Origin of the sequence: Longimonas sp., from assembly GCF_046498435.1 — a bacterium.
In the GTDB taxonomy this organism is placed as follows: domain Bacteria; phylum Bacteroidota; class Rhodothermia; order Rhodothermales; family Salinibacteraceae; genus Longimonas.
Window position 1 is genome coordinate 1 of sequence record NZ_JAWOAR010000220.1, and the last position, 14183, is coordinate 14183.

Genomic DNA, 14183 nt, shown 5'->3' on the forward strand with positions numbered 1-14183 from the left:
CTTGGGGGAATCATTTTCGGAATTGACAAAAAAGAGAAAAAAGAAATGGAAGAACAGGATACGGGTGATCCATATTACCAATTTCTCCGTACTGAGGAAATTGCTTTATATCAAAGTTTATTTAATAAAATAATTAACGAAGTAGATGTGGAAAATTATACTAAGTGGTCAAAGAATAAAGAATATGACTACGAACAGGCAAACAAAGATAATTTAATAATCAACAAATATCTTGAGAAAGCTAAAGAAGAAGGAATGCGTTCTGATTATCTTCACATTATAACGCTTCAGTATTTTTTTGCAGACTGGATGATGCGTGACTTTAATAAAAAAAACTGGGTCAAAAAAGTGGTAGAACTGGGTGGTGATTTCTTTCCATCAGCTCGATAAATGAAAGGAATTTTAGAAACATCGGAGCTATTTGAGGAGCTAACCCAGTAACTCTGTAGTTCTGGATCAACGTATGATAATGTATCACGTTACAATTTTCTCATCGATTATATAGTGAACTGAGATTATTAAAGATGTACTCCATATTTGGGAATTCACCCAGTGGTTCTACCTGTGTGTAAGACGATACACACCGCATTCCCCATGACCTCAAACCTCACCCTGCCACCGCCTCAGGCTTCACAAGCGCAGCCTCCAGCTCGGGGGCCGGTGTGTCGGCGTGGTCGGCAACGGTGGCGCGGGTGGTGGCGTAGCAGGTCTTGGTCTCCTGCACGCGCACCTGCACCGCCGTCACGCCGTGCTCCTGCAGCATGGCGAAGCCGTGCGTGCACAGATAGCGCGCCACGTAGGTGGCCAGGGCCTCGGTCGTGCTGCGTCCGTCGAGCAGGTAGTGCTTCACGCCGAGCGTAGCCAGGGCCTCGCGCAGCGCGGTATCATTCCGATTCACGTAGGTGCAGTGATCCCACGCATCAATCAAAGGAGATACGACGCGCTTCACCTCCTGAAAGTCGATCAGCATCTCCGACGGACCCGGCGTGCCGTCGAGTTCGATCCAGCAGGTGTACGAGTGGCCGTGCAGGTTGCGGCACAGACTGGGATGATCCGCCAGGCGATGCGCGGCCTCCCACCGAAAACGTTTGGCGACTGTCATACGAAACACACTAAGCAACGAGCAGACGAGCGATCCGCGCCAGGCACGGACCAATGCGTACCGACCGGCGCGCCACAGAGGTTCCCCACCTGCGCGCTCCTGTATCGATTTACGAGACCTTCGCGCTGCCGCGTGGAACTTGCTTCCAAAATCTGACTATCACGTCCATGTCTGCACAAGCAGCAGGCCTCCACTTGCCCAAGTGGCGGAATTGGTAGACGCGCTGGCTTCAGGAGCCAGTGTCCATTGCGGACGTGGAGGTTCGAGTCCTCTCTTGGGCACACAGTCCACACAACCCGAAACGCCTTGCTTTCCCCGAAAGCAGGGCGTTTTTGCATTTAGGGATGTTTATTGGGGAGAAAGTAGAGGGTCGCCTCCGTAGCGCACGTGTCGATGCGTACAGACCGGCCCACGCACCACGGAAAAGGGCCTCGCAGGTCCAGGTAAGCCCCCAACCGGCTATGCCGATGCGTACCCTCTATCTCTTATACCCAATCCGGTTGCCCCGTTGTGGAAATCGCTTTTCTGCACAACACCGGATGTACCCATCCACCCATCCACACCTAAACGCCCCATTTCCACAGGGCACCTTCAATCGTAAGGCCCGGGCCGAAGGCCATCGCTACGCCGTGTGTGCCGGTGTGCGGGCCCTGCTCCAGCATGCGCTTCAAGATGAACAGAATGGTGGGCGAGCTCATGTTGCCGTAGTTGCGCAAGACCTCCAGCGAGTCGCGCACCTTCGCATCCGACAGCTCCAAGACCTCCTGCGCCTTATCGACAATGGCGCGCCCGCCGGGATGGATCGCCCAGAAGTCAACCGTGGCCTCGTCGGGCACGAGCGCATCCACGTATTCGGGCAGGTGGTCGGCAATGACGCGGGGCACGCGCGAGGAGAGCCCCATCTGGAAGCCCGTGTCGCCGATGTCCCACGTCATATAGTCCATCGAGTCGTCGTCCATCGTGGTGCGCGAGTCAACGTATTCGAGCGCGCCCGTGGGTACGGTATCGCGCTGCGAGACGATGGCGGCTGCGCATCCGTCGGCAAAGAGCGCGTTGACGACGGCGGTTTCGAGCGAGTCGTTCACCTGAAAGTGCAGCGTGCAGAGCTCCGCGCACACAATGAGCACGCGCGCATCGGGCTGCGACTGACAGAAGCTGTGAGCTACGCGCAGGGCGTTGAACGCGGCGTAGCAGCCCATGAATCCGATAAATGTGCGCTGCGTGGTAGGCGAAAGTCCCAGTTCTTTTACGAGATGGATGTCGAATCCTGGCGCAAAAAACCCGGTGCAGCTTACGCCAATCACGTGGGTGATGTCTTCGGCCTTGGTATCTGACTGCGCAAGGGCCTGACGGGCGGCATGCTGCGTGAGCGGCAAGATGGCCTCGCGGTACTTATCGTTGCGATCGGACGTGGAGGGCGCGGGTTCGAGCGACCACGTAGGCGGGAAGAACGTGAAATTGGCGGCATCGTCTCTGGCGAAGTCGGCAAGGGCCGAGTGGCGCTGGTCGATGGCCGTGCCCCGGTAGATGGCCGGGATACGGGCGCGCAGCCGCTCGGGCAGCGATGTAATGCGCTGCATAAAGGCCGCTGTTTCGGGCTGTAGGGCGCGCGTTGGCGGCGTGGCCGTGGCGATGGTGTCGAGCACCGTAGGCATGTGTCAGGGGGCGTTGGAAGCAGAAGGCGAGCGCAGGGCGGTTTTTGCCTCATCCCAGAGGGCGTCGGCCTCGTCGAGCGAGACATCGTCCCACGACTTTTCGCGGGCGTGCAACTGCGCTTCGATGTACTGAAAGCGCTCCTGGAAGCGCGCGTTCGTGCCGCGCAGTGCGTTTTCCGGATTTATTCCAACCTGCCGCCCGTAGTTGACCAGTGCGAAGAGCAGGTCGCCAAACTCCTGGGCCCGCGCCTCGGCATCATCGGACGAGTCAGCCTCCTTAAATTCGGCAAGTTCTTCCTCGACCTTGGCCCAGGTGGATTGCGTATCCGGGAAGTCGAAGCCCACCCCGGCGGCTTTTTCCTGCATCCGAAAGGCCCGCAAGAGCGACGGCAGGTGCGCGGGCACGCCGTCGAGGGCCGACTTTAGGGCATCATCAGCGTCCTCATTGTCGGATTCTTGCTGCTTGATGCGCTCCCAGTTGGCAAGCACCGCGTCGGGGTCGTTGGTCTCCAGGTCGCCAAACACGTGCGGATGGCGGCGCACCAGCTTGTCGATTTCGGCGTCGATCACATCTTGCACGGTAAAGCGCCCGGCCTCTTCTGCGATGGTGCTGTGGAAGAGCACATGCAGCAGTACATCCCCCAGCTCCTTCTGCAACTCCGTGGGATCGCCCGACTCGATGGCCTCGACCACCTCGTAGGCTTCCTCGATAAGCAGATGTTTTACGGATACATGGGTCTGCTCGCGGTCCCACGGGCAGTCCTGGCGCAGTTGCCGCACAATGGAGGCGAGGTCGGCATAGCGCTCGGTGTGCGCCTCGGGTTCGCGGTACTGCGCATCGTAGATCGGATCGTCGAGACGCGGAGCGTTGGAGTCGGTTGGCATGAAAAGCCCGTGGGGAGGTTGAGGCAGAGTAGCTTGCGTGTGGACGTATGCATAACGAATCCCCACGGAGTGGGTTGCTCGATCGATGCTTCACAGACGCCTCGGTCCCGTAACGCACTGCACATACGTTTTGCACATACGTTTTGACGCTGGAACAAAGGGTATAGGAGTGCTTACACTTTCAATCCCAAAGGCAGAGTGCCCTGCGCTCTGCTGGCGGGTTGCTCTTTCACATATGGGGATGACACGGCTTCGACGGGTGGTAAACGCGCGGCGGGCTGTCCTTCCGAGCTGCCTAATATGCTCGTTAATCTCGTTAGGAACTTGTAAATGCGGACGATTACACGTACGCGATGGCGGCGTAACAGCCCCCATCTGTCTCCTGTCAGGCTTGTCTGTCGGTTTGCCTGAGACATCATATTAGACAGAATAGCCACACCCATTCCGGCTGGATGTACTGTGGTGAACCTTGATCAGCCTTGGCACTCCTCTGGCCTCGTGGTTCGGCTGGAGAGGAGCCGCGACATTGAAATAGAACCACTATGAAGGTAGATGCTCGACACGAGCGGCCATTCGGACCCGGGTTCGACTCCCGGCATCTCCACACTTATTTGCACTTGCTGTGCTGCATTCGCAGCATGGCACACCCCCTGCTGATCGGCTGACAGCAGGGGGTTTTGTATGTTTAAGGGGTAGTTGTTAGAAGGGGTAGTTGTTAGATCGCAAGTGATGCCGCGCAAGCAGTCATCCCGAACAATCCTGACAGCCGCTGGGAGCAGAGCCGGGATCTTCTGTGGACTTCCATGACAATCATGCGCGTGAGCTACCCAACCATTGACGTGTGACAGAGCACTACTTTGTCCACGTTGCTGCACTGTAGGCCGAGTAGATGTGCACGACCCAGCCCATGGTACCAAATGAAACCGCCCACACGACACCAGCAAGCACAAAATGAATAGCGGCAGCAATGAGGCGTCCCTGCACGAGCTGTCCAAGTCCTGCAATCAGAAAACTGGCCAGCGCGGCAATGACGTTTCCTCCTGATCCTTGTTCGGCCATGAACTTCTATTGGCATTGAGGTAGAGAGCAAATACGACGTGTTCAACGTAGGGATTACGTAACAAAGAAGCGAACAAGGGGCACCAATGGATGAGTTGTGTGCTTTTTATGATCAACTGCGGATCTCTGCACATGATCTTCGATTCGAGTACAGGATTTCAGTGAAGATAATGTGGATGCACTGTAAATCTGTCTGTGTTGATAATCCGTGTTGATTCCGTTTGTTGATCGTTTGTACTCTCATGGTTCCTTACTCCAGTAATCCGGCCCTCATTATGTCGGACGAATACAGCATGCTTCGCGGCTTTTATGATGCCGTTGAGGCGCTGTTGGATGCGCCCCAGCATGTGCTCTTTAGCATACACGAAACGATTTCGGACTGGTCGCCCGCTGATCACCTGTATCACATTCTGCGTTCGAATAGCAAGTCGCTGAAAGCGGCTCGCCTGGCGGCCACCGACCGTGGCCCAACGGTGCACGAGGGCACCCCCAACGATGTTGGGACGCGCGTGCTCGAAGAAGGATCGTTTGGAGATCTGGAGGCCGAAGCGCCGCCGTCGGTGCGCCCGCCTCAGGACCTGACTCGGTCGAACTTGCGCACGGCGTATCAAAAGAGCCGCGAGCAGTTCGACGCGCTGCGCGAACACGTGCCTACGCTGCCTAAAGCCGAAGCGCGCCTGCCCCATCCTGCGTTCGGCCCCCTGCGTGCGTCGGAGTGGCTCCGATTTGCACGCATCCACTCCGATCATCACCAGGACATTGTGCAGCAGATCTTGAACGCTTCCCGTTCACAAAGCGCTTCGACAGCGGCTCCCACCCCGCAACAAGCCGCCGCGTAACCACCACGCACATGAATTTCACCGCTCAGTGCGCTGCGTCGGCAAAACCAAGCTGGCGGCTGGCGTCTTTGACGAGCGCCCGGGCGGCTTCTTTCGATTCGGCCTCGGAGTACACCCGCAGCACTGGCTCGGTGCCTGACGGCCGGATGAGCAGCCAGCCGTTTTCGGTGATGTGCTTGTAGCCGTCCAGCGTTTGCAGTTCGGTAACAGGATAGCCGTTGACCGCATCAAGCCCTCCGTGCTCAGAGAGCCGCTCCAGCGCAGCGTTTTTCTGCGCATCAGTAATGCGCAGGTCGTCGCGGTAGGTGTGGTGCGGACCGAATTCGTCGTAGAGCTCATCGACCAGTTCGGAGAGCGTCTTGCCGCGCTTCACCATCATCTCTACAATCAGCAGCCCAATGTACACACCGTCGCGCTCGGGGATGTGTCCCTTCGCGGCAATACCGCCCGACTCTTCGCCGCCCACCAGCACATCGCCCTCTGCCATTTTCGAGGCGATATGCTTAAACCCGATGGGTGTCGTCTCAATAGGCAGGTCATAGGCCGTCGCCATCTTGTCGAGCATGTGCGTGGTCGAGAATGTCTTGACGATGGATCCGCTCAGCCCGCGCTCCTGATGCAGGTACTTTACGAGTAGCGACAGGATGAGGTGCGATGTCACAAAGCGGCCCTCCTCGTCGAACATGCCGATGCGGTCGGCGTCGCCGTCGTTGGCGAGGCCCACATCCAGGTCGTTGTCGCGGATGAGCGTGCCCAGAGCCTCCAGGTTGCGCGCAATGGGCTCGGGCGGCGTGCCCTGAAAGCTGGGATTGACCTCGTGGTGCAGCGTGGTGACCTGCGCATCCCCTAAAAGCCCGGTTACGAGTCCCTGTCCGGCCCCAAACATGGGATCGTGGGCAATCTGCACGCCCGATGCCGCAATTGCGTCGATGTCGAGTGCGTCGCGTAGAGCCTCCTGAAACTGCGCGCTCAGATCGAAGGGGACGATCGTGCCGTCGGCCTCCAGCGCGTCGCGCGTAGGCAGGTCGTCGGGCACCGTAACACCTGAAATCTGCGCCTCTACAGCACGTACCATCGCAGGCGGGGCGGGGCCTCCAAAGTCGGCTTTTAGCTTAAAGCCGTTGTAGTGCGGCGGGTTGTGGCTGGCCGTGATCACGATTCCCGCATCGGCTTCTATCTGTAGCGTGCCCCAGCTTACGGCAGGTGTAGGCACAAACCCGTCGGCCAGATGCACCTGCACGCCGTGCTGCGCCAGGCGTCGGGCGGCGCGCTCGGCGAACACATCGCTCATAAAGCGGGTGTCGTAGCCGAGCACGACCGAGGCGGCATCGCCGTATTCGCTGCGCACCCAGGCGGCTGTTGCACAGGCGACGCGGTCGAGCGTCTCGAAGGTATAGCCATCGGCAATGATAGCGCGCCAGCCGTCGGTCCCGAATGTGATGGAAGGGGTAGGCATAAGCAGAAGGGGCTTGTGGTGTAGATGGATGAATCGGTGCGGGGCACAAACATAGCTGTATCGCACGTCAAATGCTACCGTATCCGCCATCAAATACAGGTGGATACGGCGGGACGGTGCCCAACTGCATGGAGCGTCTCATCGTAGGGACTACATCAGCTACGCGGCAGAAGATGGGCTACGCATCCGGGCGGGTCTCCATGAGCTCGCGGGCGTTCGTCAGTGCGGCGTCGGTGACGTCGGTGCCGCTGATGAGCGAGGCCACCTGCTCGGCCTGTTCGCCTTGGCTAAGCCGCACGATGGTGCTTCGGGTGCGCCCGTTGACGACCTCTTTTTCGACACGGAAGTGCACATCGCCGAGCGCTGCAATCTGGGGCAGGTGTGTAATTGCAATGATCTGGTGGTAGCGCGCCAGGTTGTACATGCTTTCGCCCACGCGGCGCGCCATATCGCCCGAGATGCCCGTGTCGATTTCGTCGAACACGAGGATGGGCAGGCGCTCGCTCTTGGCCAAAATGGTTTTGAGCGCCAGCATGATGCGGCTGATTTCCCCGCCCGAGGCCACCTGTACCAGCGGCTTCGGGTCCACGCCGACGTTTGTCGAGATGTAGAACGCCACCTGATCGAGCCCATGCCGGAAGGCGCGGTAGCCCGTACCGTTGATGGTGATCCAGCCGTCGGAGTCGGCGGTGCGCTCGAATCGCACTTCGAACTGACTGTCGGGCATGCCAAGCGCTTCCAGTTCGCGCTCAACGGCATCTTCGACGCGTTCGGCCACCTCTCGGCGCTTGTCAGAGAGGCGTTGGGCGGCATCGGAGAGGCGGGCGCGGGCGTCATTGATCTGCTCAGTGAGGCGCTCCAGAGCCCCCGAGAAGTCATTTGCAAGGGCATACTTCTCGCCAATCTCCTTGCGATGCTCCAGCACCGCCTGGAGCGTGCCGCCGTACTTGCGCTTCAGGCGCTCCAGCTCGGCAATGCGCTCCCGGATGCGCTGCAAGCGGTCGGGGTCGAACTCGACGTGGGCGTTGTAGTCTTGCAGGAAGCTGGCCAGCTCGCTCACCACAATCTGTACCGACTTGATCTCGTCGAGCTGCTCCTCGAACGTCTGGTCGATGCGGGCGAGGTCTTGCAGCGTATTGCGCGCCACCACAATCTTATCGTGTACGGCGTGCTCATCGGTGTAGAGCATGTCGTAGAGGCGCGAGGTGGAGGCGTAGAGGTGCTCGGCGTTCTCGAGCACGCGGCGTTCGGCCTTCAGGTCGTCTTCTTCGCCGGGCTGCGGATCGACCTCGTCAATCTCCTGGATCTGGAACTCGTACAGCTCGCGCTGCTGGCTAAGCTCCCGCTTGCGCTCGGCCATTTCGGTGCGTTCCTGGAGGAGCGCATCCACCTCGTCGTAGCACGCTTCGTACTGCTCAATGAGCCCGCTTAGCCCCCCGAAGCTGTCGATCATGGCGCGGTGCGTTTCTACGTTGAGCAGCGACTGATGCTCGTGCTGCCCGTGCAGGTCGATAAGCTCGGCAGCGACGCCGCGCATCACGTCGAGTGTGGCGGGGGTGTCGTTGATAAAGCCGCGGCTGCCGTATTCGGTAAGCTGGCGGCGCAGAATGATGCGCGGCAGCGGCTCGGTGTCGATGGTGTGCTCGGTAAGGAGCGCCCGGATGCGCGGGGTATCGGCCTCGTCGAAGATGCCTTCGATAATCGCTTTCTTGGCACCTTCGCGGAGGCGGTCGGTGGAGGCGCGGTCGCCCAGAATCATGCTGAGTGCGCCCATCAAGATGGATTTGCCCGCACCGGTTTCGCCGGTGATGATGTTGAGCCCGCTGTCGAAGGTGACTTCAAGCTCTTCGATGAGCGCGTAATCCTTGACGTATAAGGACCGAAGCATAGGACCGGGGCAGCATTCGAGTTAGGAAACCACAGGGGAGCGGGCGTGCGCGTATGCCCTCCGAGCCCCCGAGAGCTACACGCAACGCGTAGCCAAGTGGGGAACGGACGGTTTGGAGGAGCCGGCGGCAACCCGTCGCTTCCAATCTACAACATATTTTGGACGTAATCACGGGCCGCCCCGACCGACGGCTGTAGCACGGCCTCTGCACGACTGCCTGCGGCAGCTTACGAGATAAGCGACCAGCCCTGTTTGATCTTCTTCTTGGCGTGTTTGTACTTCATCTCTGTTGTTTCGCCCGTGCTGTTGTTGCGGATTTTGACGTAGTCGTTGCGTCCGGGCTCGTCGGCTACGGTTACGGGCGCTTGCTTGTCGACGGTCGGGTCGCGCTCGGCGGCACCGTCTCCGCCCTCGCCCTGTCCGGCTTGTACGCCGTAGGAGGGTTCGGCGGAGTCGTGCTGCGTCTTGGCGCGGCGGCGATCGAGGCGGCTCTTGGGCTCGCTGGTGCTGCGCTGCGGTGTGCCGTCGCTCACGACGGGGCCGGAGCGGAAGGCGAGTGAGACCACATCGTTGCCGATCTCTTCCATCATGTCGGCGAAGAGATCGAACGCCTCCATCTTGTACTCGACAACTGGGTCTTTGCGCCCGTAGGAGCGCAGGCCGATGCCTTCTTTCAGTTCATCGAGCTCGCGCAGGTGATCGGTCCATTTGCTGTCGATGGTAGACAGCATGGCATTGCGTTCGAGCGCGTCGTTGATCTCTTGGCCGTTGGTTTCGAGGGCGGCTTCGACATCGGCCACCGCACGCAAGAGGCGCTGGCCATCGGTAAAGTCGACGTAGACCTGGTTGGGCGTGTCCTCGCCGCGTTCTTCCTTGAGCCCTTTGAGGCGCTCGTAGAAGGGCTGGGCCAGCGCCTGGCGCTTCTGCTGGTAGTGTTCGCTGGCTTCTTCGAAGACGCGCATAACGACGCCGTCTTCGCCGAGCTGTACGAAGGTTTCGCGGTCGATCTCGAAGTCGAAGGCCAGAACGCGCAGCAGTTCTTCGCGGAGCCCGGCAATATTGCCGTCGCCGTAGTACTCGGCCACGATGGCTTCGCAGAGCTCGTGGAGCATAGAGAGCATCTGGCCGTGGAAGCGCTCACCGGTGAGGGCCTGGCGGCGCCGCTTGTAGATGACTTCGCGCTGTGCGTTCAGCACGTCGTCGTATTCAAGCTGGCGCTTACGAATGGCGTAGTTGTTCTGCTCGACCTTGCTCTGCGCCCGCTTGATGCTTTTGTTGATCCACGGATGCGTAATGACCGCTCCCTCTTCCAGGTTCATGCGGTCCATGACCTTGGCTACGCGGTCGGAGCCAAACATGCGCATCAGGTCGTCTTCGAGCGAGACGTAGAACTGACTTTCGCCCGGATCGCCCTGACGACCCGCGCGGCCGCGCAGTTGCAAGTCGATACGGCGGCTTTCGTGGCGCTCGGAGCCGATGATGGCGAGGCCGCCCAGTTCGCGTACCTCGTCGGAGATCTTGATGTCGGTACCGCGCCCGGCCATGTTTGTGGCAATGGTGATGGCGCCCTTCTGCCCAGCTTCGGCAACGACCTGCGACTCTTGCTTGGCACGATCTTGCTTAGCGTTCAGCACGTTGTGGTGCAGCCCCTCGCGCTTGAGCATGCGACTTATCTGCTCCGACACCTCAACCGAGGCCGTACCCACCAACACGGGTTGTCCTTTCTTGTTGTATTCCTTGACTTTGTTGACCACGGCATCGTACTTCTCGCGCCGTGTGCGGAAGACCAGATCGTCTTTGTCGTCGCGCCGGATGGGCTCGTTCGTGGGTACCACGACCACGTCGAGGTCGTAGATCTCGCCAAACTCTTCGGCCTCGGTCTCGGCGGTACCGGTCATGCCCGAGAGCTTGTCGTACATGCGGAAGTAGTTCTGCAGGGTGATCGACGCATAGGTCTGCGTAGCCGACTGCACCTCCACTTCCTCTTTGGCCTCAATGGCCTGGTGCAGCCCCTGCGAGTAGCGGCGTCCGTCGAGCACGCGGCCGGTGTGCTCATCAACGATCTGCACCTTGCCATCTTGCACGATGTACTCCATGTCGCGCTCGTACAGGGTGAACGCCTTCAGCAGCTGCTCGATGGCGTGCAGCACCTCGGCCCGCTCGGAGTAGGTGTTGTAGATGCTGCGCTTCTGCTCTTGCAGTTCCATCTGCAGTTCCTGCTTCTGTTCTACGAGGCGCTCGTCGCGCTCCTCGCTCGACAGGTCGCTGCGTTGGCGGATGTCTTCTTCGAGTTTAGCGACGCGCTCGTTGTGCTCGTCCTCAATCTCGGCAATCTCTTCGCCGACGACCGGAAGGATGAACAGGTCCTCGGTTTCGCCGCGGATCTGGGCGATGTACTCGCGCCCTTTGGCGGTAAGCTCCACCGTGCGCTGCTTCTCGTCGAGCGCAAAGTAGAGCTCCTGGTCCACGAAGGGCATGTTCTTCGCGTTCTCTTGCAGGTAGAAGTACTCCGTCTTTTGGCGGAGCCGTTCTACGCCTTGCTCTTGCAGGAGCGACTGGAGCGCATCCAGGCGCGGGTAGCCCCGCGAGGCCCGCAAGAGTGCAAGCCCCGCATCTTCTTCGAGCTCGTTGGCTTCGCGCTTGTTGCCCTCTTCCTTGGCTTCGTCGCGCGCTTCGAGCAGGTCCTTGGCTTCGCGCGTCAGCTTCTTGACGAGGCGCTTCTGCGCCTGCACGACCTTCCCGACCGGATCGCGCCACTCATGGTACTGGTCGTTTTCCTGGTCGGGCACCGGACCGCTGATGATAAGCGGCGTGCGGGCCTCGTCAATCAGCACCGAGTCGATCTCGTCAATAATCGCGAAGTGATGCCCGCGCTGTTGCAGTTGGTTGGGACGCACCACGAACGAGTTGTCGCGCAGGTAGTCGAACCCGAACTCGTTGTTGGTGCCGTAGGTGACGTCGGACTGATATGCGGCGCGACGCTCTTCGGAGTGCGGGTCGTATCGATCCACGACGTCCACACTAAGGCCATGAAACTCAAAGAGCGGCTTCATCCATTCGGCATCGCGCTCGGCCAGGTACGGGTTCACAGTCACAAGGTGGCAACCGCGATCGGCCAGGGCGTTCAGGTAGAGCGGCAGGATGGCGACCAGCGTTTTTCCTTCGCCGGTTTTCATTTCGGCGATGTTGCCCTGATGCAGCACCACGCCGCCCAGAAGCTGCACATCGTACGGAATCATGTCCCACTCGATCTGTGCACCGCCCGCCTGCCACGTTTCGCCCAGCATGCGGCGGCAAGTTTCCTTCATAACGGCGAAGGCTTCGGGCAGCAGTTCGTCCATCTCCTCTTCGGTGATGGCGAGCCACTCTTCCTCCAGCTCATCGAGCTCCTCATAGAGCTCTTCGCGCTCTTCAAGCGTAAGCGGAGCAAAGTCCGCCTGCGGATCGGTACCGGGCTGGCCGTCGCCACCCACGTTGGCCTCTTCCATCAACTCAGCGGTGGCAGCACTGGGCGCACGGCGCAGACGCTCGTTGATCTGATCCTGGCGCGCCTCAATGTCTGCCACGGCCTCGTGGAGCTGCTCCCGAAACGCCTCGGTCTTGGCGCGGAGTTCGTCGTCGGTCAGATCCTGAAGCGTATCGTAAATCTCGTTGATCTCATCAACGACCGGCCAGATCTTCTTCAGCTTACGCTCATTGGGATCGCCAAAAAGGTTTTTGATCCACTCAAACATAGAGGGGAAGGAAAAACGAATACAGTAACGAATGTCGCGTGGTAGTCGAACCACAGGCCGCTAAGCTGTGCCAAGCGGCAAAGGCCCACAGAGCAGGCCGCAGGTCGTTGCGGATGCGCCGTGTGTGGCACGCAACCGCCCCCTGTCCGTTCCCCGGCGGCGTCACCTCGGTCCCGTCTCAACAGCGACTGCAAACGCAAGCAACAGCAGGGCACCGCGTGGGTTATACAGCGCAAGCGGCCTGGGTTGGAGACCGTGTGCCGTGGTTTCATCTGTATATACTGCTAACGGGATGCTGTGTTATGATGCTTCGTGTAGGGTGGATGCTGGGCCTGTTGGCGGTATTCGCCATGAGCGGGCCGGTTGCCCACGCTCAACTGGGTGGGTCGCTGTCGGAGTTTGGCTTCTTGCGGCTGGATACGTCAGCGCGGAGCGCCGCCCTGGGCAGTAGCCTCACCGCTGCCCCCACCACCGATGCCACCGCGTTCTACTACAACCCGGCGCTGGGCAGCCCCTCCACAAGCAGCCAGTTGATGGCGTCGTACACCAGCTTCATTGCCGACAGCCAGGTGGGCACAGTCGCCTACAGCCACCACATCGATGACCTGGCATCGCTAAGCGCGGGGGTACGCTATGTGGACTGGGGCTCGTTTGATGGACGCGATGCGCAGGGCATACCCACTGGCGATTTCGCGGCGCGCGATGTGGCGCTTACCGTGGGACTGGCTGCCCCCCTAAGCGAACGCCTCCGCTACGGCATGAACGTGCATCTGGTGTATTCCGCTATCGAGTCGGCGCGCGCTACCGCAACGGCTGTGGATGCGGGTCTCCAGGCGCACTGGCCTGAGCAGCAGTGGTCGGTGGCGGCGTCGGTGCACCATGTGGGGCGCACGCTGAGCGATTATGGCACCGCCTCGACCAGCCTGCCCGTGGATTGGCGCATTGGCGTGGCCAAAGAACTCACTTATTTGCCGCTTCAGGTTTCTATCACGGGGTACGACCTCCATAACTTTGGCACCGCGCTGGAAGATGAACCGCCGCTCGGACAGGCGCTGGCGCATGTTACGCTGGGACTGGAACTGGCGCTGGGCGAAGTGCTCGATGTCCGCGGCGGCTACAACCACCGCCGCAGCCGCGAACTGGTGCTGAACGACCGCCTGGACTGGGCCGGATTTGGGGGCGGCTTCGGCATTGACCTGGGCCCGCTCCGCGCCGACTATGCGTTTACCTCGTGGTCGTCGTTCGGCGGGCTGCATCAGATTAGCTTGCAACTGGGACCGTGAGTGGAGCGCTGCGACACGCCCTCGGAGACAACTGCGTGCGGTTCAATAACCGCCCGGGACGTCCTTCCGACAGCCGTCGGAATACCAGTCCCGGGCTACAAGTTGCTAAACACGTACAGGGGAGAAGGACAGGATGAGAGGAATAAGTAGGACAGTGAAAGTGCGTTACCTGGTCATCCGTGGCGATTTTGTTTGAGGAGAGCTTGGTACCCCGAAGAAGATCCCGGATCTCCGCTCCGCTTCGTCCGGGATGACTTTGGGGAGAGGGCAGTGCTCAATGTG

The 14183-nt window shown here is 59.9% G+C and carries 10 protein-coding genes, 1 tRNA gene and 1 other RNA gene; 5 read left to right on the top strand and 7 right to left on the bottom strand.

Annotated features, from left to right (window positions below):
• Positions 1–390 (top strand): hypothetical protein (locus R6U20_RS08395; protein WP_410337411.1); only part of this gene is annotated, 390 nt, incomplete at its 5' end.
• Positions 391–607: 217 nt separating this feature from the next.
• On the opposite strand, the gene R6U20_RS08400 is transcribed toward R6U20_RS08395, so the two are convergent.
• The gene (locus tag R6U20_RS08400; protein ID WP_410337412.1) at positions 608–1102 is read right to left on the bottom strand and encodes a 6-pyruvoyl trahydropterin synthase family protein; all 495 of its coding nucleotides are present in this window, start codon (positions 1100–1102) and stop codon (positions 608–610) included.
• 196 nt (positions 1103–1298) lie between these two features.
• On the opposite strand from R6U20_RS08400, the gene R6U20_RS08405 reads away from it, so the two are divergent.
• Positions 1299–1383 (top strand) — tRNA-Leu (locus R6U20_RS08405).
• A 282-nt stretch (positions 1384–1665) separates the two neighbouring features.
• On the opposite strand, the gene R6U20_RS08410 is transcribed toward R6U20_RS08405, so the two are convergent.
• Together R6U20_RS08410 and mazG are read right to left on the bottom strand one after the other, a co-directional pair.
• Positions 1666–2757: a type III polyketide synthase gene (locus R6U20_RS08410; RefSeq protein ID WP_410337413.1), complete on the bottom strand. Its 1092-nt coding sequence runs from the start codon at positions 2755–2757 to the stop codon at positions 1666–1668.
• A 3-nt stretch (positions 2758–2760) separates the two neighbouring features.
• Positions 2761–3642 (bottom strand): nucleoside triphosphate pyrophosphohydrolase, encoded by an 882-nt coding sequence (gene mazG, locus R6U20_RS08415; RefSeq protein ID WP_410337414.1) that lies wholly within the window; start codon positions 3640–3642, stop codon positions 2761–2763.
• A 237-nt stretch (positions 3643–3879) separates the two neighbouring features.
• On the opposite strand from mazG, the gene ssrA reads away from it, so the two are divergent.
• Positions 3880–4249, top strand: a transfer-messenger RNA (tmRNA) gene (gene ssrA / locus R6U20_RS08420).
• Between the two features lie 245 nt (positions 4250–4494).
• Here the strand turns inward: ssrA and R6U20_RS08425 are convergent.
• Positions 4495–4701 (bottom strand): hypothetical protein, encoded by a 207-nt coding sequence (locus R6U20_RS08425; protein WP_410337415.1) that lies wholly within the window; start codon positions 4699–4701, stop codon positions 4495–4497.
• Positions 4702–4943: 242 nt separating this feature from the next.
• On the opposite strand from R6U20_RS08425, the gene R6U20_RS08430 reads away from it, so the two are divergent.
• Positions 4944–5540, top strand: coding sequence for a DinB family protein (locus R6U20_RS08430; protein ID WP_410337416.1), 597 nt, complete (start codon positions 4944–4946; stop codon positions 5538–5540).
• Between the two features lie 25 nt (positions 5541–5565).
• Here the strand turns inward: R6U20_RS08430 and R6U20_RS08435 are convergent, their stop codons facing one another.
• The 3 genes from R6U20_RS08435 to secA all read right to left on the bottom strand — a co-directional run bounded on the left by R6U20_RS08435 (position 5566) and on the right by secA (position 12618).
• The gene (locus R6U20_RS08435; protein WP_410337417.1) at positions 5566–6996 is read right to left on the bottom strand and encodes a phosphoglucomutase/phosphomannomutase family protein; all 1431 of its coding nucleotides are present in this window, start codon (positions 6994–6996) and stop codon (positions 5566–5568) included.
• A 178-nt stretch (positions 6997–7174) separates the two neighbouring features.
• Complete coding sequence (recN, locus tag R6U20_RS08440) at positions 7175–8884, bottom strand: DNA repair protein RecN (protein ID WP_410337418.1); 1710 nt, start codon at positions 8882–8884, stop codon at positions 7175–7177.
• A 227-nt stretch (positions 8885–9111) separates the two neighbouring features.
• Positions 9112–12618 carry a preprotein translocase subunit SecA gene (gene secA / locus R6U20_RS08445; RefSeq protein ID WP_410337419.1) on the bottom strand — a complete coding sequence of 1169 codons (3507 nt, stop codon included), beginning with the start codon at positions 12616–12618 and terminating at the stop codon, positions 9112–9114.
• Positions 12619–12920: 302 nt separating this feature from the next.
• Here secA and porQ point away from each other — a divergent pair, with 302 nt between their 5' ends.
• Positions 12921–13901 carry a type IX secretion system protein PorQ gene (porQ, locus tag R6U20_RS08450; RefSeq protein WP_410337420.1) on the top strand — a complete coding sequence of 327 codons (981 nt, stop codon included), beginning with the start codon at positions 12921–12923 and terminating at the stop codon, positions 13899–13901.
• The last annotated feature ends 282 nt before the right edge of the window (positions 13902–14183 follow it).